Below are 23,659 nucleotides of genomic sequence, written 5' to 3'. Positions count from 1 at the left end.
CGCAAAGATTTCTCGCAGTAATCCTTGATCTCGAGAAATCGTTGTGCTAAGGCATCGCCAACGCGAAGATTTCCCCAAAGAGCTGGGAAATACCGCTTACAACTCCACGGTTTCCTTGTTGGGGTCGTCCTTGATGTGTGCGAACTTGGCGGCCAGGGCCTCCTTGTTGCGCTTTTCATCCTCTTCCTTGGCTTGGCGCTTGGCCTCGTCCGGGTTCCAGAGCACGTCTTCGCGGTGCTTGTCCCATTCGGCTTGAGCCAGCGGGGCGATGAACTCGGCGGTGGCGGCCAAAGAGTCGGCGCCGGAGGTATTGGCACGGGCTTCAATCAGATCAAGAATCTGCTTGTCAGTCAAGCAGATGCGCGGCACCGAGCACTGCTCGCGCAGTTCGTTGACGTAGAGCAGAATCGGCAGAACCTTGGCGGCTGCACTGGCGGCAACACTGTCTGCGACGTCTGCTGAATCATCGACCGAAACACCATCAGCGGAACCGGAAGTATCGGCGGCATCCCCAGCCACCACACCCAGCAACGCATCGCACACGGCGAGCGCGGTGGCGAATCGAACAGCCACATCAGCAGGCTCGGCGGACGTGGCCAGGCGACCATCGGCCTCAGCGTCAGCCTCAACCTGTGCTTCCACAGCGGCAATCGCTTCCTTCACTGATTCCGCCGTTTCGGAATCCCAATCAATACCCAAGGCGTTGGCCGCATCGATAATCAGCTCTGCATCGCCGGATTCGGCGTAACCGGTCATCGTATCGTAGGCGTCATTGGCAGCGAGTAGGGCGTCGACGATATTCTGCGGGCGGCCAGGAATCTCATCGGCGCCCTCATAGACGAACTCAGCGTCCGGCACAGTGACGTCTTCACCGGTCAGAATTCGCGCGAACGCACGGGTGATGCGCACCTGCAGATTCTCCGCATACTTGGCGTCGTTGTCCATCTGCATAGCCTCGATCAACGGCCATAAAGCAATCAGCCCCGAGCCCACTTCAGCGGCCTTGGCCACCGCCGGCAATGCTGCGACCTGCGCGATTGCCTCACGATTCAGTTCGATAGTCATCCGTGCTCCTTTGCGTCCACCACTCGATTGTACGCGCTTACTTGGCTCCCTCCTCGAGGGGAGCTGGCGGCGAAGCCGTCTGAGAGAAGTTCGGTTGCGCGACTCAGGCTCCCCTCAGTCTCGCTTCGCGAGCCAACTCGACAGCAATTGTGGACGGGCTCCGCCCGCGCCTCAATAGCTCGCCTACAAACAGTCCACCGGACTGTTTGCTTCACGGCTCAGTCTCAGAGAAGGAAGCCAAGGTTGTATGACACCAGTCTGCCGTTACTTGACGTTGGCCGCTGGGTCAACATACGTGATTGACATCACACGGCCGGTTTCGTCGTCGTATGTCACCGAGGTCACGGAGGCAAGCGCCGTGTGGCGCAGGAACATCCAGTGCTCCGGGTGGCCAGTCTCCAGATAGTGTCGGTAGCTGAAAATCGGCGACTCGTGGCTGACCACCACGATCTGCTCGCCGGGGTGCTGGGCGACCTTCTCGCGCGCGAAGTCATCCATGCGCTGGGCGATGTGCTGGTATGACTCGCCCCAGCTGGGCTTGTACAGGTTGGTGACGAGCTTCCAGTTGCCGTTCTTCCACAAGGCACCCTCGCCATGGCCGATCCGCTTGCCGCGGAACTCGTTACCCGCTTCAATCACCCGTTCATCGGTGGCGAGGGTGAGCGGAGCTTCGCCGCGAGCTTCGCGCACCGGGTTCAGGGCATCGAGAATCGCGCCGGCGGTCTCACGTGTGCGGTCGAGCGGCGATGAATACACGGCGGCAATCGTATTGGTTTGGGGGTTCTTGGCCAGATAGGCGGCAGTGGCCTGGGCCATGCGCCGGCCAAGATCGGAAAGATGGAAATCGGGGAGACGCTCATAGAGCAGATGGTCGGGATTGTACACCTTGCCGTGCCGGACGAAATGAATGGTGGTTGCGCTCATGAGCCGTCTTTCTTGTCCTTGCCCCAATGGGCGTGAAAACGTTGTTCTGATATCTCCAATCTACCGCGTGTCGCACCCCATCAAACGATTAAATTGTCCGTGACGCAAATATGCGCGTGGAACACGCGACGCAAACTTTGCGCGACCATGGACAACACATCATTCGATGAGGGCTTCGCTGGCAACGCCACGCCAGCGAGGGACATCCAATCGGGAGCGGAAAGGAGCGTAGTGCTGTTATGTCCAATAACTCGTCCAACTCGAACACGAATACCGTTATGGCCGGCATCAAGGAAGTAGGCCACAAAGTTTTTGGTGGATATGCGGAGTTGCTGCGCATTCCCCACACCGCCCGCTATTCGATTGGCTCGGTCATCGCCTGCATGCCGTTCCCGATGGTCGGCATGACCATCACCATTTCCGTACAGCATTACTACGGCAACTATTCGCTGGCCGGCATGCTCACCGCCATCCAGGCGATCGCACTGGCCATCTCCACGCCACTGCTCGGCAAGCTCACCGATAAGTTCGGCCAGCGGCAGGTTTCGATTCCGACGATCATCGTGTGGATCGTGGCCGCCATCGCGCTGACCACGGCGATCACCAATCGGGCGCCTGAATGGGTGCTGTACTGCCTGACGCCGTTCCTGGCTGCCATCCCGCCGTGGGGCGCGATGAGCCGCGCGCGTTGGACCAAAATCTTGAAGGGTGATCAGGAGCGCACCAACCGAGCGCTTTCTCTGTGCGGTGTGCTGGACGAGTGCATGTGGGTGATCGGCAATCCGCTGGCATCCACGCTGGCCGTGATTTCCGGTCTGCTGGCTTTCTCGTTCACCGGCATGTGCGTGGTGGTGGGCGCGCTGATGTTCCTCACCGAGCTGACCACCGAGCCGCCGTCGCAGACTGCATTGGCACGGGCTGAGGGTATTTCCCGTAAGGAATACCGCGAGCGCGAGGCCGCTCGAGCCGAAGCATTGAAAGCGGAGACCGCGGCCGAAGAAACCCGTCGTCGTCTTGAGCGCGAAGGCGTAACCGACCAAGCCGTGATCGACAAGGAGATCGCGCAGGCGGTCGCCGATGCGCGTTCCGGCAAGAAGGCGTCCATCTGGGGGCCGGGCTTGATTGCCGTGTGCGTCACATGGTTTGGATTGGGCGCGTTCCAGTCGGCCACCGGTATTTCCATTATCGCGTTTGCCACCGAGTCGAACATGAAGCAGTACACGGGCTTTGTGTTCGCCTGCTTCTCCATAAGCTCGCTGATGGGTGCTCTGGTGTACGGCGCGAAAAACTGGTCGATTGCCCTATGGAAGCGTTTCTACTTCTGCCTGGCCGTGGTGAACATCGGTATCAGCACGTTCCTGTTCGCCAAGCATTTGTGGGTCATCATGATCATCTACCTGATCATCGGTGTATGTCAGGCTCCAACGTGGATTAATGGCAACCAGCTCATGCTGCACTTGGTGCCGCCCTCGCGTTTGACCGAGGGTATGGCGTGGATGGGCGCGATGAATTCCATCGGCTCCTCCGCCGGGTCGGCCATTGCCGGCCAGTTCATCGACCGCATGGGTTCGCACGGCGGCTTTATGGTGGTCACCACTTTGGCCTTGGCTTCGCTGGTGATTGCCTTGATCGGCTTCAAGCAGATCAAGGGCTCCACCGAGCAGCCAACCCTCACCGAAGTGAGTGTGTGACATATAGCCAAGTCCCCTCTGACGATTGAGATGATTTCATCCCAATCCCAATCCCAATCAGCTTCATCAGCTCCCAGTAACACCCTAACTACCAGAGCGTCAGAAATTCAGGGAATTTGCCCACTCGTCCTAGATTTCTGTCACTGGCCCGAACTCAGCGACAGAAATCTAGGAAATTAGGGGTGATTTCCTAAAATACCGACGATAACAACGACTCAGCGTCAGAATTTCAGGACGAAGCCATTCTTTTCCTGAAATTCTGACGCTGAGATGTGGCTTAATCACTGCCCATTAGCAGTTGAACCACGGAAAGAGACGAAAATACGCCTTACTTCGGCCAGCCTCTGGGGGTGTGTTCCAAGGACCACTCGCCAAGCTTGTGGGAGAAGCTGCTCTGCCACTTGGCTTCCAGCTCCTCGGCGGTCAGACGGTTTTCGGCGGACTTCAGACGATTCATCGCGTTGGTGTGTGTATCGTCAAGCAGCCATTTACGAATCAGGAAGTTCCACACCATCACCACGGCGGTGGCCACCAGCTTGCCCACGTTGGTGCGCAGCAGGTATTCGGCGTGCTGCGAGACGAAAGCGTCGTGGTTCATACCGTAGGTGGAAATCCAGATGATGGCGTCATTCATGAACAGACCGACCACGGCACCCGCCACGAAGATAACGATCTCCATCCATCGCGCCATATCGTCACGATGCTTGAACACGAACTTCATACTCGCCAGATAGTTGAAAATCAGGGAGATGATGAAAGAGATGGTGGCAGCCAACACGTTGTGCATGTGGAATACGCCCACCAGCAGGTTGAGGATACCCCAGTCAATCACAAAGGCGATAACGCCTACAATGCCGAACTTCATCAGCTGTTCAATCAGTTTTCTCACAGAGGGTATTCAACACTATTGGTCTGACCGTGGGGTGCGAATTGGCCAGAAAGTCCAATAATCTCCGCAATTGGAGATGCTCCCCCTCAGAGAGGAGAGTCAATCATAAGCAACATGGAACCGATACGAGGTGCAGGCAATCTTATGGAGGAAATCAAGGCAGTGCATAACGACGGGCGCCAAAGCTAGACTGGAGACGAACCAAATCAAGGAGGAATCCATGCCTGTTATTCACACTCACGTGTCCGTATCCACCACGCCTGAGCAGCGCGAGGCACTGAAGGCCGCATATGGCAGGGCAATCACCGCTGTGCCGGGCAAGTCCGAGGGCTGGCTGATGTGCCCGTTTGAGGACAATATGCCGATTTACTTTGGCGGCAGCGACGACCAGCCGGCCGCCTACGTGGAGGTCAACGTGTTTGGCCGTTCCGTGCCGAGCTCTGCCTGGGAGAAGCTGACACAAAACATCATGGCCGCATTGAACTCTACGCTTGGCGTCCCCGAGGACCGCACTTACATCCGTTACACCGCCACCACCGACTGGGGCTGGAACGGCGGCAACTTCTAGTTGTTGTATCTTGCCCCCGGAGGGGGAGTTGTCGAACACAGTGAGACTGGGGGGGGGGGGGAGTGGTTTGCCATGGCACTCCCCCCCCCAGTCAGCTTCACTGCCAACTCGTCCGCAGATTACTGGCTCACTGTCGTTTGCCTTTCTGCTACAAACAGCCCCACCAGGCTGTTTGCTTAACGTCTCAACCTCAAAGCGAGGATTCGAGACATGAAAAGCCCGCCGCTAGCGGGCTTTCTGCATTTCAAGGGGCTGATTTCCAACATTCAGAAACTCTACTAGCGCTTCAAGGGGCTGCTAATACAAGAAACCTGGAGTATGACCATTGAAATTGCAACGGTCATACTCCAGGTTTCGCAATCAAAGAGCCCCTCGAAGCGCAGATAGACCTCCGGAGAACCGGAAATCAGCCCCTCGAAAGCGAGTTACCTCACCTCATACACGCAATCACACGATCTTGGGCATGGGGGTGGTGAGGCTGGTGGTCAGGTTGACGTGGACCAGACCGGCGCCGGCGTGCACTTCGACCTTCTTCAGGGTCACGGTGCGCTCGGCCTCCGGAGCGCGGTCGTTGTCGGTCATGGTCGCAGGGGACTTGACCGCCACGAAGGCCAAATCATACAGCGAGATACCAGCAGACTGGCACAGTTCCATGGCCTCGGCCGCGGACTCGGTGAAGCCCGGCTTGTAGATCACGCGATCGGCCGGAACACCATAGGCGTTCTCGGCTACCCACTTGGCGTTCTCCGTCAGGGTCATGCCCTTATGCGAGTGCGGCTCAGCCGGCATGGAGCCGTTCTCAAGCGCATCGACAAAACCATCAAGCTGCGGAACCAGCGCCTCGCCGCCATCGCGGAACAGGTTGCCGATGATCGGCGTGCGGAAGCCCAGCTCGTCGGCGGTGGCCTTCAGGGACGGAACCTGATCGTCCTCGCCTTCCCACAGGTTGATGAGCGGGAAGGTCGGAATGTCCAGGTTCTCCAGGCGCTGCACGTGGAACGGGTAGCGCCAAGCCAGCTCGGGATCATCGCGCCAGGTGGAGGCACGAGTCACCACAATCGCGGCGGACGGCCACTGCGCACCGAATTCACGGCACGCGATATCCAGCCACTTCTGGGCGCCGGCGTCGGTGCCGTAACCGGCCTCAACGACGACCACATCATGCAGGGCGCAAGCCATCTCCACGGAGACCAACGTCGGAATGCCGATGGACACATTGGCAAACGGGCCGCCGTGCACGTACACCGGGGAACCGTTCACGGTCTCGGTCTTGGCGGGCTTGACCGCATCGGCCAGAATGCCGGTGATGCGCCACAGGTCCACGAACTCGCCGAAGGTCACGGCCTGGCCGTCCTTGGTGCCGGCGATCATCTTGGACACGCGCTCAGCAATCTCGTCCATGGAACGGGAGAGCACCACAATCTGCATGAGCTCGGAGGTGGGGGTGAGCACCGTCTTCTCCGCCACGTTGCCCTTGCCGTAATCCACAGCGATGGAACGCAGGGAACGGCTCGGCACTTCGGAGACGCGCGGCACGAGAATCGTGTCGAGCTTGCCCTCATCCACGGCCTTCTCGGCAAAGGAGACGAGCAAGTTCTGGGCCGCCTCGATGGCGCCCATCTCACCGCACAGACCCCAGTCGATGAGCTCGGGGTGGGTCAGGGAGGCCTTGCCGCCACCGGAGGCACCGCCCTTGGAACCGGCTGCGGTGATGCCCATACTCGGCTGGCGCAGCACGGCGGTCGCGTCGATGCCGCGCTTGTTCAGGGCGTCAATCAGGGCGATGGTCGTGGTGGTCTTGCCCTCACCGCGCGAGGCCTTGAGCGGCGTATCGGCGGTGACAAGGATCACCTTGCCGTGCTTGCGCGGCGCATCAGGGTTCTCGGCCAGGTACTTCATGTAGCCGAATGCGTCGATTTTCTGGACCAAGCCGTACTGGCTGGTGAAGTCTTCGATGGTGGTCATATAAAACCTTTCTGTGTGTGGTGGGGCGGCTGTCACCGCCTCTTCGCCTAAAAACAGCCCACTGGGCTGTTTTCTTAACGGCTCAGCCTCCCACAGCGGGAGACAAGTCAAGACTAAAAGTCGGACATGTGGAAGCCGTTCTTCATCTCCATGCTGCGAGTGTACAGCACGGAGTCAAGCAACTTGTCGGTTTCTTCCTTGAGCTGGTCGGCCATGGTCTGGTTGGCGGCGGCAAGGATCTCGCGCACCTCGGGGTTGCGCAGTGCGGCGATGATCTCATCCGGCTCCATCGGCTGCACGTCACCATCCACGTTGTCGGCCTCGAACTCCTCCTCCGCGGCGGACTGGGCGGCTTCCTCGGCCGCGGTCAGGCCAAGGCGCGCAATCTGCTCATCGGTGGCGGCCATCAGACGGTGACCCATCGCACCGGTCTTCTCCTGGTAACGCTCGACGGCGTTGGAGGTGGATCGGAAGGCACCGTCGCACAGGGCGGCGATGATGCGGTTGACCCAGTAGAAGTTCTCGGAGGTCACGCGGGTGGTGGTGTCTTCGAGGTAGGCCGGCGTCACATCCACGTTCGGGAAGAACGGCACCAGCGTATTGAACGGGTTGGAACCGTAAGCGATCCACTGCACGGCGCGGGAGGCCTGCGGACGGTACGGACGAATCTGCATCACCGCGAGCTGGCTCTGGCGGTTGATGCCGATCGGACGGTACATGTGGCGTGTGCGCTCATCACCAAGCTGACCATACGGGTCGAACGGCGTGCCCTGATAGTGCGAGCTCAGCACGTACTTGATGTCCTCGATGGTCACCTTGCGCTCAGGCTGGCGAGCCCACGGGATGTCATCGGAAGTGGGCTTGTGATCGGCGTCCGGGCCGTCCCACACCTCGTCATACGGGTTGAGGAAACGCTGCATGTACCAGGCGCGCGGGGTGTTGTACACGTGGTCGGAGTCGGAATGGGAGCCGAAGGCGTCGCGCGGGTTGAACGGCGTGGTGTTCTCCACGGCGAGGTCGAGATGGTTGGTCTCGATGAATTCGGCCAAGTCGGCGGAGCACATGTGCTCGTTCTGCTCGCCCAAAGCGTCCTCAAGGTCGAATTCGTCGATACCGAGCTGGTTCGGCATGGTCACGTAGGCCTCGTCCGGCACGCGCTTGGCGATCCAATGATGGCCGCCCACGGTTTCCAGCCACCAGATCTCGTTGGAATCGGAGAAGGCGACGCCGTTCATCTCGTAAGTGCCGAACTCCTCGAGCAGTGAGCCGAGGCGGGCCACGCCCTCGCGCGCGGTCTTGACGTACGGCAGCACGATGGTCAGGAAGTCCTCTTCACCGATGCCGCCGGGAACCTCGGGCTCGTTGCCCTTGGCCGGCACATATTCCACGAACGGGTCGGCGCCGAGCACGCGCTCGTTGGTGGTCAGGGTCTCGGTGGCGCTCATCGCCACGTTCGCCTCGTTGACGCCGGCCTCGCCCCAAATACCTTCCTTCAGGTCCGCATTCGGCACGGCGGTGTACTGCAGCGGGTCGTCCGGCAGGGTGATAGTCAGGTGAGAGATCACCGACTTATACTCACGCGGCTGTTCGCTTGGTTTGACGACGATGAATCGCTTGGGATTGAACTCGCCGTTTGCGGAATCCTCATTACGGGCGATGATGGTCGAGCCGTCATAGCTCGCGTCTTTGCCTACCAGAATCGTGGTGCAGGCCATAGTGTGATGGTGTCCTTTCTTTGTTTGTGGTCACGCTCCCGCTGGCGGGAGCTGGACGACGAAGTCGGACTGAGGGTGGTTTTGTGCTGAGCCACCCCCAGTCAGCTATGCTGACAGCCCCCGCCTGCGGGAGCTCATGCGGCTCACGCCTTGCCGGTCAGGAAGATGCCGTCGGTGTCGGGAGTCTCGCCGCTGGCACGCAGCGCGTGCAGCAGTTCGTTGAGCCAGAATCCCTGATTCAATCCGGGAAGCGGCTTCTTGGTGGCCCACACCTGCAGATAATACTCATGATCCTTGTCCGGCGGCTGCGGTCCGTTGTACCGCATAATCACCGACGGGTCAGTGCTACGACCCAGGAACTTGGAGGCCGAGGAGTTGCGCCCCTGCACGGTCTCCGGAATCATGGCCGGCAGCTGACGGGAGAAGTCCGGCGGAATGGCCAGCGCATGCGAGTCGTTGAAGTCGTACATCAGCGCATCGATGGGCAGATTGGCCACAGACCAGTGAATCCACTCGAAACCGCAGACCGGAATCGAATCCGGATCCACGAACTCCCAGTGCAGGTAACAGGCTTCGGGGTTCACATCATCGATGTAGAACGGGAAGGAGACCACAGGCACGCCACCATTGCAATATTCAGGGGCCGCGGCCTTGGCGAAATCGTCCGGAATGACGGTGAAATCGGCGGAAATCTTCATACCCACCAGTGTATCGCGAGCCATGTTGCAGATTTCAGTCTGCGGCAACTCAAAACGCCATCACAATACATGGTGATAGCCAAACACGACTGAGGGCCTCCCCTCGACGGAAAGGAAGCCCTCAATTATCTATCCTGCATAGGCCGGTGTCACGCCTGACGGCGACGATACACCACCATGCTCACACCAGCAATCAACAAAGCAGCACCGGTAAACGCAACCACCAGAACAGCGCTACCCGTGTTGGACGGCGTCTTAACGTTCTTCTTGTTGCCCTTGTTCGCGGTATTCGTCTTGTTGGAGTTGTTGGAATTGCCGGAGGAAGCGGCGCCACCGTTATTATTGCCGGAGTTACCGTTGTTTCCGGAGTTACCGTTGTTGCCATTGTCGTCGCCAGGCTTCCCGACAGTCACCGGAGTCCAACCCAGCAAATCGGTATCGTAGGTGGACCCATCCTTGAATGTCACATGCAGACCGGAGTACAGAGCCGACAACGGATCAGGCCCCGGATTGTCCTTACGAGCCAGATTAACCAGCAACTTCAGCGGAGTCCACCAGCCGTTGGAGTCATAATTCCAGTTACCGTACTTCGTATCAGGCTGCAATCCGACCAAGACGTTGGTGATGTCGCCAGATGTCTTGAGATCAGCGGCCTCCACATCATAACCACGATCGAACCGTTGACCGACAATCTGCTGGTCCTTGGCATAACCGTTAGCAAGGTTACGTATTTTGGCATATGTACTTGCGCCGCTGGGATCATCATCATCCACGCGTCCAGTGGTGCAATCCCACAAAGGAGACCCCAGGTAGACCTGCCAATCACTGTTCGTTGCCTTGCCCTGCACGGAGAACACGCGCAACAGGGCCGTGCTGTAGCACATTGGCCACGTCAGGCAGCAGCTTCTCGTCGATGGTGTAGTGCGCCTTGAGGCCGGCGGAATGCGTGCCGACATTTTCGACCTTCTGGTCGGAGAAGGTGATGCTACGGCTCACATTCACGGGATCAACCTGAACATCGGAAATGCTGACGACCTTCCCGCGTACATAATCGCTATTTGGGGCGTCGCCTTCCACCAAGGCAAACCACACATCCTCGATGTCCGCAGAAGTACCTCTATACTCCATACTCACGGTCTGGGTCGCCGTAGTGGCGGCAAATCCATCACCGTATATAACAAATACGGCCCCCGCATCACCAACAGCGGGTTTCGTCGCGGAAGCATCATTCAGGTTAGTGAGGATGCCGTAGCCCTTACCCACGGTCAGACCGGAAAGAGTCACTTTGAATACCGGCTTGGCGGTACCCGAAGCATAATATGCACCAACCTTCAGAACACCTTCTGGCTTTTCAATCTTGGTGATAGCCGGCCCATTACCTTGCGGAGCAGCGGCGTTGGCCTTTGCATCAGCCTTCGGCGCGGCTTCCGGCTTTGCCTCGGTCTTTGCGTTAGCTTTTGCATCGGCATCCGACTGCGGAGCAGCGTTCGTAGCGGCCTTGGTGCCGTCAGAGCCATTGGTCGGTGCGGTTTCAGCGGTTTGCGGTGTCGCCGTGCCAGTTGTGGTAGCGTCAGCAGCGTAGGCGGTTCCTACGCCAGTAAACAGCATGCCCGCAGCCACGAGGACGGCGGCAACTTTGCTCATCTTCTTCATATGTTTCCCTTCGAGAATGCGTGAAAACGCAAATAATCTCTAAGGGCCCCCGCATGGTTTTTGCAAGTCGGAATACCGAAAATGCCTTGCTCCCTATCCTCAAAGAGATAGAAAACAAGGCATTTTCCCGATTATTTAGCCGATTGCTCGGCCACGGTCACTCGGCCGGAGTGTAGAAGTCGCCGTTGAGGGCCTTGGCGGCCTTCTCCTGCGCTTCCTCCAACGTCCAGTTGGCGAGCTCGGCGCGCACATCGTCCAGAGCCACCGGGGTCATGGACAGCGAGTTGACGCCGATGCCTGCAAGCACCACGGCCAAATCCGGATCGGCGGCAGCCTCACCGCACACGCCCACCGGCATGCCGTGCGCGTTGCCGGCGTCGGCGATGAGCTTGATGGCGCGCAGCACCGCCGGGTGCCATGCGGTCTGGTAGTTGGCGACCGAGCCGAGCGTACGGTCGGCGGCCAGCGTGTACTGGGTCAGATCGTTGGTGCCGATCGAAACGAAGTCGGCCACCTCGGCCACCTTGTCTGCCATAAGCGCGATGGACGGCACCTCGGCCATCACACCGACCTTCTTCAGACCAAAGGACTTGCCGAGCTTGACGAAGTAATCGGCCTCATGCTCGTCAGCGACCATCGGGGCCATGACCCACAGGTCGGCCTCGGTCTGGGCATCGGCGGCGGCGAGCGCCTTGAGCTGACCTTCGAGCACGTTCATGTGAGCCTTCAGCGTGCGCAGACCACGCAGGCCGAGGGCGGGGTTCGGCTCGTCTTCCGGGGTGAGGAACGGCAGCGGTTTATCTGCGCCGGCGTCCAGCATACGGATCACGACCTTCTTGCCGGGGAAGCGGCTCAGCAGCTCGGCGTAGGCCTTGGTCTGCTCTTCCACACTCGGCGGCTCGGAGTTGCCGATAAACAGGAACTCGGAACGGAACAGGCCCACGCCTTCGGCGCCATACTCCAGGGCCGGATCGGCGTCGGCGGGCTTACCCACGTTGGCGAGCAGCGGAATGTGGTGGCCGTCCTTGGTGGCGCCCGGCTTGCCGCGCAGCTCCTTGGCCTTGGCGGCGTGAGCCTTGGCGGCCTCGGCATCCTCGATCTCAGCAGCGGTCGGGTTGGCAACCACCACGCCCTTGGCGGCATTGACGATGACCTGCTCACCATTGGTCAGGTTCTCGGCTTCGGCGGCGGAGACCACGGCCACGATGCCGCGAGCGCGGGCCAGAATGGCGGTGTGCGAGGTGGGGCCACCCTGCGAAGTGACGATGGCCAGCACCTTGTTCAGGTCGATTGCGGCGGTGTCCGCGGGGGAAAGATCCTCAGCCACCAACACGAACGGGGTCTCGCTTTCCGGAATGCCGGGAGCAGGCACACCCATCAGGTCGGCGATCACGCGCTGGCCCACATCGTGCAAATCGGCGGCGCGCTCGGCCTGGTATCCGCCGATGGCGCGGAACATATCCTCAACTGCGGCGAAGCCTTCCAGCACGGCGCGCTCTGCGGTTTTGCCGCCGTTGATCAGCGAGGTGATGCTGGCCGCCAGCGAGGGGTCGGACGCGAACATGGAGATGGCCTGCAGAATCGGGGCGGCCTTCTTGGCGCCTTCGTCGCCGTTAGCCGCTTCTTCGGCACGACGGCTCAGGTCGGCATTCACCACGGCCAGCGACTTAGTGACGCGGTCGATCTCTCCCTGCGCCGGCACGGTATCGGCACGGGGCGCGTCGGAAGGCTCCGGCAGCGGGGCCGCCATACGAATAACCGAGCCGACCGCCACGCCACGGCCAATGCCAACACCCTTGATTTCCATAATGGTTCTCCTTTGTTCGTAGGGTAGTAGTTCTTTGGAGCAGTGGCCTCGATGCCTACTTCGGAGTATGCAGCCGCAGCCATTGCCGGCAAGTTCTTCTTTGTTAGTTCCCTTATTATGGTGGTTTATTATCTGCAACACGCCAACGGTAATCGTTTTCTGGATTTTATTCTACGTCTCGGTATACTCGATATCAAGCAGCTGCCGCAATTGGCCGCATGACTTCCATTTCAGACAGACGCAAAGGAGTGTCCTTTATGGTTACCCGCAACATCACCATCACTGATCCCGTCGGCATTCACGCTCGTCCTGCAGCACAGTTTGCTCAGGCCGTGGCGGCCTCCGGCTGCAACGTCACCATCGCCAAGGAAGGCGGCGCAGCCGTCCCCGCCGGCTCGATTCTGTCCATCATGGGACTGGGCGTTCAGCAGGGTGACACCGTGCAGATCACCGTTGAGGGAGACAACGCCGAGACCGTTGCCGACTCCCTGACCGAGACCCTGCTCGCCGCCGAGTAAACGGGCGAAACTTCTCTCACTTGCCAAACGGCCGCCCCGCCTGTCCGGGCGGCCGTCTTTTGTTTTATAGTGATTGCCGGTAATTTCACCGAGCCGGCATGCTTTCTGGGAGAGGAGGCACACATGACCGCGAACGAGCCAGCGGAATCATCATCCGCCTCAATCGTCAATGTTGCCGCCATCGCCAACGTCTCCACGGCCACGGTGTCCCGTGTGCTTTCCGGCAAACGCACCAAGGACGACGACATCGCCCGCCGCGTGCGAGCCGCGGCCCACAGCCTTAACTATTCGGTGAATTTTGCGGCCAGCGCGCTGCGTTCCACCGTGACGAGAACCATCGGCCTGATTGTGCCGAGCGTTCAGGATCCGTTCAGCGCACGGCTTATCGACACACTTGAGCCGTTGGTCAACCAGAGCGGCCGGCAGCTGGCGCTGAGTGTCGGGCGGACGCCGGAAGTGCAGAAGGAACGCATCGTGTTGATGGCCGCGCGCCATGTGGATGGGCTGATTGTCGTACCACTGCCTGGCATTGATCTGGGCGACGTGCTGGCGCAATATGCGCAGGAGATTCCCGCCGTGCAAATCGGAGGGTTGCAGCACACCGCGTTCACGTCCGACCCCGCTCCGATTCAGCCAGCGCTGCAGCAGATCGCCGACGAGATACTGCGGCTGCTCGCCGATCAATCCAATACACCGGTGCATGTCAATCTGCCTTCGCGGCTTATCGCTCCGGGATCGCAAGACGCCGAATAAATTGGGCGGCCCTCATTACGGCCGCCTTGCATTGCGCCGGAACCACACTGCGCTGCATTACACCGCCAAGCGCACAAACATCAGGGCGCATCGCAAGCGCCATCTCATACTGCGTCGGCACCTCACCTGCGCTAGCGCCAAGGGCGCAATCTCACGGAATCAACGCGCAAAAGAGCGATTCAAACACCAGCAGCGGATTGCCATTACCGGCAAGTCGCTTGCGGGCGTAAGCCACTTCGTCCAGTCGGGCCACCGCGCCGGCGCGGTTCAGCCGCACGGACAGCTCGGTGATGGCCGACCGATTCTCCAGGTTGATAAGCCCGACCGAATCCTCCGCATTGTTCTGCAGGACCGCCACATCACGGTAAATGGAGGCGATGGAGTTGAGCGCGCGGTCCAGCACATCGCGCGTGCGTCGTGTGGTCAGCCGCTTCAAATCGTCCTTCTTGGTGATCTGATTGAACGCGCCGCGCAGTTTCGGCGGAATCCGCTCCCCCGGCTCAAGACCGTTGATACGGCGAAATTCCGCCTCTTGATCGGCCGCGGTGCGACTTGCGTCCACCTCGGCCTGGGCCTTGGCATTGTCGATGAGGTTGCCGGCCAGCAGCACCGCGTCCGAGGCGCGAGCGAGGTTCAGTACGCCCACCACCAATTCGTCGCGATCCGTCATCACCTGCTCGTCAGTGGCGTACAACTTGGCGATGCCGATGTGTCCCTCGGCCAGACGGGCCGCCCGCTGGGCGACTTTCGGCTCGACGCCCGTGGTGGCAGTCAGGAATCCGGCCACTGCCGAGGCGGAGGGCACGGCGAGATTCACAATGCGCGTGCGCGAGCGGATGGTGGGCAGCACGTCCTGGGCGCTCGGCGCGCATAGCAGCCAGATGCAGTGTTCGGCCGGCTCTTCGATCTCCTTCAGCAGCACGTTGGTGGTGCGCTCCAGCATGCGGTCCACATCCTCAATGACGATGATGCGCCATGGTGCTGTGGCCGGCATTTGCTCGGAGGTGGTGATGATCTCGCGCACCTGGTCGATGCCGATGGTCACTTTGTTGGTGGCCAGCACTGTGACATCCGGGTGAGTGCCGGCGAGTACCTGCTGTGTGATGCGCGTGGGCTCATCGCTCATGCCATGGTCGGGGCTTTCCAGCGCCGCCGCGAACGCACGGGCCATGTTGGAACGCCCGGAGCCGGGAGGGCCGCAAATCAGCCACGACTGGGCGATCTGGCTCGGGTCTCCCTGCGCGATGCGGCTGAGCATGTCGATTACCGGCTGCTGGCCTACCAACGAATCCCATACGCTCATGCCAGCTCCTTGATATCCGCTTCGATGGCGGCCCACACCTGCTCGATGGACTGGCTGGCATCGATGACGCGGAAACGATTCGGTTCGACCGCGGCCAAATCAAGGAACGCCTGGCGGGTGCGGGACTGGAAGTCATCGCCGGCCGATTCCATACGGTCTTCGGCATGTTCAAGACGGTTGTGGGAGAGTGTCGGATCCATGTCCAGCAGATACGTGCGGTCCGGCAGCAAGTTGTTGGTGGCCCACATGCTTAAGGATCGAATCTCCTCTGACGTGAGCTCGCGGCCACCGGCCTGATAGGCCAGGGACGAATCGAGATAGCGGTCGGTAATGACCACTTCGCCGCGTTCCAGCGCCGGACGAATGGTTTCGGCGACGTGCTGCGCGCGGTCTGCGGCGAACAGCAGCGCCTCGGCGCGTGGCGCGATGTCGGCGGCCCCCTCGTTCACGCCGTGCAACAGCAACTGGCGAACGGCCTTGCCTAACGCAGTGCCTCCCGGCTCGCGGGTGACGACTACCGTGCGCCCTTGAGCCTCAAGATACGCACGCAGCCGCTCGACCTGCGTGGTCTTGCCCACGCCATCGACGCCTTCAAATGAAACAAACAGACCGCTCATGCTATCGACCTTAGCGTTAGGCGCAGAGTTGCGGCTACTGCCCCGATTCACGGGCCCTTCTCCGTTCGGAGTGGCTGATTTTTGCTTTAAAGAACGTCTATTCCTGTTTCAAGGGGCTGATTAGGCCTTTCCCGGAGGTCTACTTCCGTTTCAAGGGGCTGTTGTCCAAGTAGACAACGTTCCAAAACGGCGGAATGACGTTGGCGCGGAGCCGTTCATACTCGTGGTTCAGCAGATGACCAGCCCCTTGAAGCGGAAGTAGATATTCTCAAAACGAGAAATCAGCCCCTTGAAACGCAAGTAGAGCAATAATTCCGCTCAGCCACGCTTGGGAATTACGGCGGGGCGCTCGTAGCCCTCGTTGGCGGTCAGCCAGTCGACATCCTTCTTCACGGTGGCGGCGGTGGAGCTGAGCTTTTCGGCAATGCGCTGGTTGGACCAGCCCTTGTTCGCCAGCTTCTTCACCTCGGCACGGCGTCCGGCGCGCTTGGCCTCGGCGGCATTGGTCGCAGCCGAAGCAGCGCCCTTCTTGGCTCCCCTGGCTCCCGACTTCGCGGCACCGGCACGCTCACGGCCGCGGCGGCCACGGGTGGAGGGTCCAGCCGCGCGCTTTTCGGCAAGCAGACGGAACGCATCCTCCGGCGCAATCGACTCCGGCGTGTATTGGCGCGGCACCGTGCGATTGGTCTCGCCATCGGTGATGTAAGCGCCAAAGCGGCCATCCTTGATGGTCACATGCTTGCCGGTGTTCGGGTCGTTGCCCAAATCACGCAGCGGCGGCTTGGCGGCGCCACGTCCGCGGCCACGCCCGTACTTGGGCTGGGCGAACAGCTCCTTGGCCTTGTCAATGTCCACGGTGAAGATCTCATCTTCGGAGCCCAACGAACGGGTATCCGACCTGCCGTCGGCGCTCGTCTTGGTCAGATACGGACCATAGCGACCGTTGTTGGCGGCCACCGTGCATTCGGAAACCTCACCGGTCTCGGCGTTGGTTTCTTCATACTTGCCCACCTCGCGCGGCAGGCTCAGCAGCTTCAACGCATCTTCCAACGAGAGCGATTCGGGGCTCATGGTCTTGAACAGCGAGGCCATCCTCGGACGCGACGCAGCGGCCGCGGCCTTCTTGGAGCTCTTCTTGCCGGCCGGCGCAGCGGCGGCGGAATCGGCGGCACCCTCAGGCGGCACCAACGCCACATACGGCCCGAACCGACCATTGCGCACTTCCACGGTGCCGCCGGAAACCGGGTCCTTGCCCAGCTCGCGCGGGCCACCGGAATGGTTGTCGGTCAGATCATGAGCCACTTCGACGGTCAGCTCGTCCGGCGCGATGGTGTCCGGCAGGGAGGCACGCTTCGGGTTGCCTTCGGCATCCAGATGCTCCATATCTTCCAGATACGGGCCGTACCGGCCAACGCGCACATGCAGGCCGTCGCCGATGTCAATGGTGTTGATGGCTCGGGCGTCGATCTCGCCAAGCTGGGCCACCTGCTGCTGCAGGCCTTCATGCGCTTCGTCGGCATTGCGGGCCGCGCCCTCGCCGGAGCCGAAGTAGAAGTGGGTCAGCCAATCCCGGCCAGTCTCCTCGCCGTGAGCAATGCGATCGAGGCCGTTTTCCATCTCAGCGGTGAACGTGTAATCGACCAGCTTGGGGAAGTTCGTTTCCAGCAGCTTGGTCACGGAGAATGCCAGCCAGCTGGGGATCAGCGCACGGCCACGCTCATACACATAGCCGCGATCCATAATCGTGGAGATGATGCTGGCATAGGTGGACGGGCGGCCGATCTCCTTGGCTTCCAACGTCTTGACCAGCGTGGCTTCGGTGTATCGAGCCGGAGGCTGGGTTTCGTGGCCATCCGGCTCGATGTCGGAAGCCTCGACCCGCTGGCCCACCTCCATCGGCGGTAGGGAAGCATTGGATTCGGAGGCATCGGACTTGGTCGCCTTGGCACCCGACTTATCGGCGGCCGCCGCGTCGGCTGCGGCGGGTTTGGGCTTGCGGCCCTCGCCGGTGGCCTTCATAAAGCCAGGAAATTCGATGACTGTGCCGGATGCCTGGAATACAGCCTCACCATCGGCGGGACCAGCCGGCGCAGACAGGCGCACGGTGGCGGTCGATCCGGTGGCGTCGGCCATCTGGCATGCCAGCGTGCGCTGCCAGATCAGCGTGTACAGGCGCAGTTGGTCAATGGGCAGCTTGGAGGCCAGCTCATCGGGGTCATGGAATCGGGATCCCGCCGGGCGAATACACTCGTGGGCTTCCTGCGCGCCAGCGGTTTTGGTGGCGTACTGCTTGGGCTCGGCGGAGAGGAACTTGTCGCCGAAATGGTAGGAGACGGCGTTGCGGGCGGCGGTGATGGCCTCCTGCGAAAGCGTCACCGAATCGGTTCGCATGTATGTGATGTAGCCGTTCTCGTACAAGCTCTGTGCTGCACGCATCACTGCGCGAGACCCCATCCCGAGGCGATTTCCCGCGGTCTGCTGCAGGGTGGAGGTGGTGAACGGCGGCTGCGGGCGGCGGCGGTACGGCTTGGTCTCCATCGACATCACGGTGAAGTCGGCATTCTTCAGCGCTTCGGCCACGGCGGTGGCTGAAGCCTCATCAAGCTGGCGAACGCTGCCCGCAAAACCATCGGGAGTCAGCTGGCCATCCGAGCCGAAGTCCTTGGATCCGGCGAGTCGCTTGCCGCCCAACGAGATCATGCGGGCCGCGAACTCGGTGCGCTCGCCCAAAGCGTCAGGCGCGGCCAGCGTGGCGACGACATCCCAGTAAGGCGCACGCTTGAACGCCATACGCTCGCGCTCGCGCTCCACAATCAGTCGGGTGGCCACGGACTGCACGCGGCCGGCGGACAGGCCCGGCCCCACCTTGCGCCACAGCACTGGGGACAGCTCGTAGCCGTAGAGTCGGTCGAGAATACGGCGGGTCTCCTGAGCGTCGACCATATGGCTGTCGACATCGCGCGTTTTGCTTAGCGAGGCGTTGATGGCGTCCTTGGTGATCTCGTGGAACACCATGCGCCTGACCGGCACCTTGGGCTTGAGCGTCTGCACCAGATGCCATGCGATGGCCTCGCCCTCGCGATCCTCATCAGTCGCCAGATAGAGCTCGTCGGCGCCCTTCAGGGCGGATTTCAGCTCGCTTACCGTGCGCTTCTTATCGCCATCCACGATGTAGTAGGGCTTGAACCCATCGTTGACGTCCACGCCGAACTTGCCGAACTTGGGTTTATCGGCCGCGGGCACCTGGCTGGGTTGCGCAAGGTCGCGAATATGGCCGACCGATGCCATGACGGTGTATCCCTTGCCCAGATAGTCACCGATTTTGTGGGCCTTGGTCGGGGACTCCACAATCACGAGCTTGGTAGCCATGCCCTACTCCTTATTCATTGTGTGAAACGCGCGGTGTTTCTGGCGTCATAATACTCACGACTCATGGTCAACTGCCAAATTTACGGCCACAACGCGCCATAAATCACCGTTGTGGAGGCGCTGGAGGCGCGCCGATGAGGCCCAATCGACTCAGCGGTGCGGCAGTGATGTGCCGCAAAGCCAGCAGCAGGCCGAAGGTGAGCGCGGCAACACCGGCAACGCCCACGATGGCGCTGACGATCGAACCCGACACCGCCCAGCTCGCGCTGATATTCAGGCCCGGAACCACCTGCCAGATCACGTATGCGCTGTATGCCAGCAGTAGGAGGCCGCCGGTGATCAGCACGCTGCTAACAATCTGCACGCTCACGGAAGAGACGCGGCTGCCCGGCTCGTCCATGCCGGACGTCCGGGTGAAGACCAGTACGATCAGCGCCAGACCGGCCACCAGCAGTATTGACATCGCCACGTCCGAGGGGCGGTGCCATTGGCCGTATATCACGGATACGCCGACGGCCCAAGACCAAATCACGCCGATGATGCCCGCCAGCGCGCGCGCCACACGAGGCACGGCGAGCAGCAGAATCACCGCACAGGCGGCGGCCAGCATCGTGTGCCCGGAAGGCGCGGAATTGGCTGCGGGAGAATCAGTATTGATGATGAACGGACGCGGCAGCACACCCTTGATTCGAGTGACGGCCAGGCACACCACGGCGAACACGACGATCTGCCCGACGAGCCACCAACGGCGATGCACCAACGCCGAAACCACACCAATCACCGCAAACAGGCAGCTGATGGCGATGACCAACCATGATTGGGCGACCAGCGACATCAGGCCGCCGACCGCGCCGGGCACGCCGGTCACGAGGTTCTTCCAGACCAGTTCGTCATACGACTGGCCGTCTTCGGTGAACACGCACACCCACCAGATGCCGAATCCCGCCGCGATCAGCAGCAGGCCGAACACGGCGCACAGCACGCGACTGGAGATACGCGGGCGCACAGCCAACGGGTCGAGCTTGGCCAGTCCACGGTCGACCTCGCCGGAATCAAGCGGATCGAGATCATCAAGCCCAAGCGACGGTCCGCGAGCCGGCGAGCCAAGCCCGGCCAGCGGATCGATGACGTTTGAAGACGCGCCTGCCGCAGCGGAGCCCGATCCCAACGCGGCGAACGGGTCACTTGCATTATCGGCGGCGGAGCGCGCATCAGAGGCGCCTCCCACCATACTGGCCGGCGCATGCGGATCACGAATTACAGGATTCTGTGCGTCATTCATATTCACGACTGTACGGCCGCGCCCCGGACAGTGCGCCGCATCGCCGCGCGCTCAGGGCCAAATCCGCACAAAAGAAAAACCTCCACGTACCCGGCAGAGGCCACTTACCCTTGCTGCATTCCTGCCCTGGGGGAGTTGGGTGACATACCGCCACGCGGAGGCTGTGTCAAGCTTAAGAAAATGGGTGGACGAGCGACGGGAAGCCCTTTTTATTAGGCATTGCCGCGTGCCGGCCGGCGCTGCGCCCACGGCTTTCAGCCAATATCCATGCAAGTCGCAGAATAGTGCCCAATTGTAAGAGTTCCGGGAAAATCGCGCTTGGTGTTCGCCCTGAGAGCGTTCACGTCAAACGTTTGTTCAAGGCCAGCAGTTACGGTGGAATCATGGCTTCATATAAACGTCGTGCACATTCGTCAGACCGCGGCCCCGCGCTCCGTAAGCCTCGCGCCACGCAGAGCAAGACTGCAGGCACCACGAAAACAAGCTCTCCCCGCGGCCCTCGCGGCAAGAATAACACGAGCCGCAAGCCGGCCAACACCCATCGCGCATCCAGCCATAAAAGGAATGGCGGCCACCGTGTGCTCAAGTGGGTATTGGGCATATTCTTTGGCCTTATCGGACTCGGCTTGGCAATCGGTATCGGCGTGTTCGCATACCTGTATGCCACCACCGAGGTGCCCCAGCCCGAGAAGTTCGCCTTGGCGGAGAAGACCACCGTCTATTACGCCGACGGCACCACGCCGATTGGCTCATACGCCGAGCAGAACCGCGAGATCATCTCTTGCGAGGGGCTGCCGGACTATGTAGGCAACGCCATCGTGGCCTCCGAGAACCGCACGTTCTATACGGATAAAGGCCTGGATCTCAAGGGCATCGCCCGCGCGTTCATCAACAACGTGACCAAGGGCACCCGTCAGGGCGGCTCGACCATCACCCAGCAGTATGCCGAACGCTACTACATGGGCGAAACCACCTCCTACGTGGGCAAGGCCCGCGAGGCCATCATGGCCATCAAAATCGCGCAGACCGAATCCAAGGATGAAGTGCTGTGCAACTACATGAATACGATTTACCTAGGCCGCAATTCCTACGGCATCCAGGCCGCCGCCAAGTCGTATTTCAACAAGGACGCCAAGGATCTGACGCTGTCTGAAGCCGCGATGATCGCCGGCATCATCCCCTCCCCCTCTACGTGGGATCCGGCCGACAACCCCGATATGGCCAAGGCCCGATTCAAGCGCGTGCTGAACATCATGCAGGAAGACGGCTACATCACCGCCAAGGATCACAAGGCCGCCGAATTCCCGCAGACCGCCGACGTGACGCAGCAGAACGAATACGCCGGCCCCAACGGATACCTGCTGGATATGGTGCGGCGTGAGCTGGTGGCTTCCAAGACGTTCACCAAGGAAGATCTTGACACCGGCGGATATAAGATCGTTACCACCATTGACAAGGTCAAGCAGGATGCGATGCAGTCCGTGGGAGACACGCGCGCGGACGGCATGCCGGAGAGCATTCAGGTGGGCGGCATCGCTGTGGAACAGAAGACCGGCGCCGTGGTCTCGGTCTACGCCGGCTCGGATTACCTCACACAGCAGCTCAACAACGCCGATCAGGCCATGTTCGAGCCGGGTTCCACGATGAAGCCGTTCGCGCTGCTGGGCGCCGCGCAGTCCGGCGTGAACTTCGATACGATGTTCAACGGCAACTCGCACCAGCATTTCTCCGGCATCACCGCCGAGGTCAACAACGCCCTGAACATCAACTGGGGCAACATCAACCTGTACCAGGCCACCGCCAACTCGGTGAACACGGTGTTCATGAACGTCAACGAACACCTTACGCCGCAGCGCACGGCGAAAATCGCGCATGAAGCGGGCATCGAGGGAGAGATCGACACCAGCTCCATGTATAACGTGCTGGGCATCAACGCGCTGACCGTGTGGGATCTGGCGCAGGGGCATTCGACCATCGCCAACAATGGCGTGAAGAACACCCTGCACATGGTGAACAAGGTGCTGAGCTCCGATAATAAGGACCTCTATAACGCACCCAACGAGAACAAGCAGGTGTTTGACGCCAACGATTGCGCGCTGGTGCAGAAGGCCATGCAGGGCACCACCACCTACGGCACCGCCGCTGGCGTGTCCAGCGCGCTGGGCGGCCGCCAAGTGGCCGGCAAGTCCGGTACCGCCAACGATGAGCTGGCGGCATCGTTCGTGGGTTACACGCCCAGCCTGTTGAACGTATGGGCCATTTGGAATCCGGATGCGGACGGCAACCCGCAGGTTGTGCCGGCATTCGGCGGCTACGGCGTCACCTCCACCGGCTACCCGGCGCACCTATTCGAGGAATACATGACTCAGGCGCTGCAGGGCACCGCCGTTGAGCAGTTCACCACGCCTAAGGACAGCGGCAAGATTGGTGGCTCCGACGGCACGTGGGGCTTGGGCGGCGGCCAGAGCTCCTCTTCTTCCACCACCGATGACGAAGAGGCCAAGAAGCAGGCCGAGGAAGAAGCCAAGCGGAAGGCCGAGGAAGAAGCCAAGAAGCAGGCTGATGCCGAGGCCCAGCAGAAGCAGGAATTCGCCCAGCAGTGCCTTGCCAACCCGAGCTATTCCACCGAATGCCCGAATTATCCGGGTACCAGCAGTGGCGGGGACGGCGACACCGACGTCGAGCAGCAGCCCAAGCCCGACCCGCAGCCCAAGCCCGACCCGCAGCAGCCGCAATCCCAGCAGCAGTAGGAGCCGCAGCACAGCTCCCTCTGATGGCAGCAACGGCTCCCTCTGATGAGGGAGCCGTTAGCGAAGCTGACTGAGGGAGAGACCCAATAGTA

The 23,659-nt window shown here is 60.9% G+C and carries 19 protein-coding genes and 1 other RNA gene; 6 read left to right on the top strand and 14 right to left on the bottom strand.

Going from position 1 to position 23,659, the window contains the following annotated elements; genetic code table 11:
• Window positions 1-96 precede the first annotated feature (96 nt).
• A complete protein-coding gene (locus tag BBBR_RS00860) occupies window positions 97-1,065 on the bottom strand; it encodes a hypothetical protein (protein ID WP_003828063.1) in 969 nt (322 codons plus the stop codon).
• 264 nt (window positions 1,066-1,329) lie between these two features.
• Window positions 1,330-1,989, bottom strand: coding sequence for a histidine phosphatase family protein (locus BBBR_RS00855; RefSeq protein WP_003828062.1), 660 nt, complete (start codon window positions 1,987-1,989; stop codon window positions 1,330-1,332).
• A gap of 239 nt (window positions 1,990-2,228) precedes the next feature.
• Here BBBR_RS00855 and BBBR_RS00850 point away from each other — a divergent pair, with 239 nt between their 5' ends.
• Entirely contained in the window at window positions 2,229-3,680 is a 1,452-nt protein-coding gene (locus BBBR_RS00850) for an MFS transporter (protein ID WP_014483345.1), read from the top strand.
• Window positions 3,681-4,008: 328 nt separating this feature from the next.
• Here the strand turns inward: BBBR_RS00850 and BBBR_RS00845 are convergent, their stop codons facing one another.
• Window positions 4,009-4,545: a GtrA family protein gene (locus BBBR_RS00845; RefSeq protein ID WP_003828059.1), complete on the bottom strand. Its 537-nt coding sequence runs from the start codon at window positions 4,543-4,545 to the stop codon at window positions 4,009-4,011.
• A 244-nt stretch (window positions 4,546-4,789) separates the two neighbouring features.
• Here BBBR_RS00845 and BBBR_RS00840 point away from each other — a divergent pair, with 244 nt between their 5' ends.
• A complete protein-coding gene (locus tag BBBR_RS00840; RefSeq protein ID WP_014483343.1) occupies window positions 4,790-5,137 on the top strand; it encodes a phenylpyruvate tautomerase MIF-related protein in 348 nt (115 codons plus the stop codon).
• Between the two features lie 447 nt (window positions 5,138-5,584).
• Here BBBR_RS00840 and BBBR_RS00835 read toward each other — a convergent pair whose 3' ends face one another.
• From BBBR_RS00835 to ptsP, 6 genes are all read right to left on the bottom strand, one after another.
• The gene (locus BBBR_RS00835) at window positions 5,585-7,102 is read right to left on the bottom strand and encodes a formate--tetrahydrofolate ligase (protein ID WP_003828057.1); all 1,518 of its coding nucleotides are present in this window, start codon (window positions 7,100-7,102) and stop codon (window positions 5,585-5,587) included.
• A 113-nt stretch (window positions 7,103-7,215) separates the two neighbouring features.
• Window positions 7,216-8,817: a C69 family dipeptidase gene (locus BBBR_RS00830; protein WP_003828056.1), complete on the bottom strand. Its 1,602-nt coding sequence runs from the start codon at window positions 8,815-8,817 to the stop codon at window positions 7,216-7,218.
• 143 nt (window positions 8,818-8,960) lie between these two features.
• Window positions 8,961-9,515, bottom strand: coding sequence for a YbhB/YbcL family Raf kinase inhibitor-like protein (locus BBBR_RS00825; protein WP_032738212.1), 555 nt, complete (start codon window positions 9,513-9,515; stop codon window positions 8,961-8,963).
• A 149-nt stretch (window positions 9,516-9,664) separates the two neighbouring features.
• A complete protein-coding gene (locus BBBR_RS00820; RefSeq protein ID WP_226799782.1) occupies window positions 9,665-10,372 on the bottom strand; it encodes a hypothetical protein in 708 nt (235 codons plus the stop codon).
• Entirely contained in the window at window positions 10,338-11,168 is an 831-nt protein-coding gene (locus BBBR_RS11005; RefSeq protein ID WP_003828052.1) for a hypothetical protein, read from the bottom strand. The genes BBBR_RS00820 and BBBR_RS11005 overlap by 35 nt, the downstream gene beginning before the upstream one ends.
• A gap of 157 nt (window positions 11,169-11,325) precedes the next feature.
• Entirely contained in the window at window positions 11,326-12,975 is a 1,650-nt protein-coding gene (gene ptsP, locus BBBR_RS00810; protein ID WP_003828050.1) for a phosphoenolpyruvate--protein phosphotransferase, read from the bottom strand.
• Between the two features lie 51 nt (window positions 12,976-13,026).
• Here ptsP and BBBR_RS10815 point away from each other — a divergent pair, with 51 nt between their 5' ends.
• The 3 genes from BBBR_RS10815 to BBBR_RS00800 all read left to right on the top strand — a co-directional run bounded on the left by BBBR_RS10815 (window position 13,027) and on the right by BBBR_RS00800 (window position 14,246).
• Complete coding sequence (locus BBBR_RS10815) at window positions 13,027-13,197, top strand: hypothetical protein (protein ID WP_003828049.1); 171 nt, start codon at window positions 13,027-13,029, stop codon at window positions 13,195-13,197.
• A gap of 35 nt (window positions 13,198-13,232) precedes the next feature.
• Window positions 13,233-13,493, top strand: coding sequence for an HPr family phosphocarrier protein (locus BBBR_RS00805; protein ID WP_012576627.1), 261 nt, complete (start codon window positions 13,233-13,235; stop codon window positions 13,491-13,493).
• Window positions 13,494-13,616: 123 nt separating this feature from the next.
• Entirely contained in the window at window positions 13,617-14,246 is a 630-nt protein-coding gene (locus tag BBBR_RS00800; RefSeq protein WP_032738122.1) for a LacI family DNA-binding transcriptional regulator, read from the top strand.
• A 151-nt stretch (window positions 14,247-14,397) separates the two neighbouring features.
• Here the strand turns inward: BBBR_RS00800 and BBBR_RS00795 are convergent, their stop codons facing one another.
• The 5 genes from BBBR_RS00795 to ffs form a co-directional block, all read right to left on the bottom strand.
• Window positions 14,398-15,549, bottom strand: a complete 1,152-nt coding sequence (locus BBBR_RS00795; protein WP_003828046.1) for a DNA polymerase III subunit delta' — start codon at window positions 15,547-15,549, stop codon at window positions 14,398-14,400.
• The gene (tmk, locus tag BBBR_RS00790; protein ID WP_003828045.1) at window positions 15,546-16,166 is read right to left on the bottom strand and encodes a dTMP kinase; all 621 of its coding nucleotides are present in this window, start codon (window positions 16,164-16,166) and stop codon (window positions 15,546-15,548) included. Before tmk ends, BBBR_RS00795 begins: the two co-directional genes overlap by 4 nt.
• 318 nt (window positions 16,167-16,484) lie before the next feature.
• Window positions 16,485-19,535, bottom strand: a complete 3,051-nt coding sequence (topA, locus tag BBBR_RS00785; RefSeq protein ID WP_003828044.1) for a type I DNA topoisomerase — start codon at window positions 19,533-19,535, stop codon at window positions 16,485-16,487.
• A gap of 103 nt (window positions 19,536-19,638) precedes the next feature.
• Window positions 19,639-20,766, bottom strand: a complete 1,128-nt coding sequence (locus tag BBBR_RS00780) for a phosphatase PAP2 family protein (protein WP_003828043.1) — start codon at window positions 20,764-20,766, stop codon at window positions 19,639-19,641.
• Between the two features lie 122 nt (window positions 20,767-20,888).
• An RNA gene (gene ffs, locus BBBR_RS09925) (signal recognition particle sRNA small type) lies at window positions 20,889-20,983 on the bottom strand.
• A gap of 217 nt (window positions 20,984-21,200) precedes the next feature.
• On the opposite strand from ffs, the gene BBBR_RS00775 reads away from it, so the two are divergent.
• The gene (locus tag BBBR_RS00775) at window positions 21,201-23,567 is read left to right on the top strand and encodes a transglycosylase domain-containing protein (RefSeq protein ID WP_032738119.1); all 2,367 of its coding nucleotides are present in this window, start codon (window positions 21,201-21,203) and stop codon (window positions 23,565-23,567) included.
• Window positions 23,568-23,659 lie beyond the last annotated feature (92 nt).

Source organism: Bifidobacterium breve DSM 20213 = JCM 1192, from assembly GCF_001025175.1.
Classification (GTDB): domain Bacteria; phylum Actinomycetota; class Actinomycetes; order Actinomycetales; family Bifidobacteriaceae; genus Bifidobacterium; species Bifidobacterium breve.
Note: the sequence above shows the minus strand (reverse complement) of the source record. Positions and strands in the feature narration are given on the sequence as shown.

Coding starts and splice junctions, on each gene's coding strand:
- BBBR_RS00860 (WP_003828063.1), bottom strand. CDS start 1,065: ATGACTATCGAACTGAATCGTGAGGCAATCGCGCAGGTCGCAGCATTG.
- BBBR_RS00855 (WP_003828062.1), bottom strand. CDS start 1,989: ATGAGCGCAACCACCATTCATTTCGTCCGGCACGGCAAGGTGTACAAT.
- BBBR_RS00850 (WP_014483345.1), top strand. CDS start 2,229: ATGTCCAATAACTCGTCCAACTCGAACACGAATACCGTTATGGCCGGC.
- BBBR_RS00845 (WP_003828059.1), bottom strand. CDS start 4,545: ATGAAGTTCGGCATTGTAGGCGTTATCGCCTTTGTGATTGACTGGGGT.
- BBBR_RS00840 (WP_014483343.1), top strand. CDS start 4,790: ATGCCTGTTATTCACACTCACGTGTCCGTATCCACCACGCCTGAGCAG.
- BBBR_RS00835 (WP_003828057.1), bottom strand. CDS start 7,102: ATGACCACCATCGAAGACTTCACCAGCCAGTACGGCTTGGTCCAGAAA.
- BBBR_RS00830 (WP_003828056.1), bottom strand. CDS start 8,817: ATGGCCTGCACCACGATTCTGGTAGGCAAAGACGCGAGCTATGACGGC.
- BBBR_RS00825 (WP_032738212.1), bottom strand. CDS start 9,515: ATGAAGATTTCCGCCGATTTCACCGTCATTCCGGACGATTTCGCCAAG.
- BBBR_RS11005 (WP_003828052.1), bottom strand. CDS start 11,168: ATGAAGAAGATGAGCAAAGTTGCCGCCGTCCTCGTGGCTGCGGGCATG.
- ptsP (WP_003828050.1), bottom strand. CDS start 12,975: ATGGAAATCAAGGGTGTTGGCATTGGCCGTGGCGTGGCGGTCGGCTCG.
- BBBR_RS10815 (WP_003828049.1), top strand. CDS start 13,027: ATGCCTACTTCGGAGTATGCAGCCGCAGCCATTGCCGGCAAGTTCTTC.
- BBBR_RS00805 (WP_012576627.1), top strand. CDS start 13,233: ATGGTTACCCGCAACATCACCATCACTGATCCCGTCGGCATTCACGCT.
- BBBR_RS00800 (WP_032738122.1), top strand. CDS start 13,617: ATGACCGCGAACGAGCCAGCGGAATCATCATCCGCCTCAATCGTCAAT.
- BBBR_RS00795 (WP_003828046.1), bottom strand. CDS start 15,549: ATGAGCGTATGGGATTCGTTGGTAGGCCAGCAGCCGGTAATCGACATG.
- tmk (WP_003828045.1), bottom strand. CDS start 16,166: ATGAGCGGTCTGTTTGTTTCATTTGAAGGCGTCGATGGCGTGGGCAAG.
- topA (WP_003828044.1), bottom strand. CDS start 19,535: ATGGCTACCAAGCTCGTGATTGTGGAGTCCCCGACCAAGGCCCACAAA.
- BBBR_RS00780 (WP_003828043.1), bottom strand. CDS start 20,766: ATGGTGGGAGGCGCCTCTGATGCGCGCTCCGCCGCCGATAATGCAAGT.
- BBBR_RS00775 (WP_032738119.1), top strand. CDS start 21,201: ATGGCTTCATATAAACGTCGTGCACATTCGTCAGACCGCGGCCCCGCG.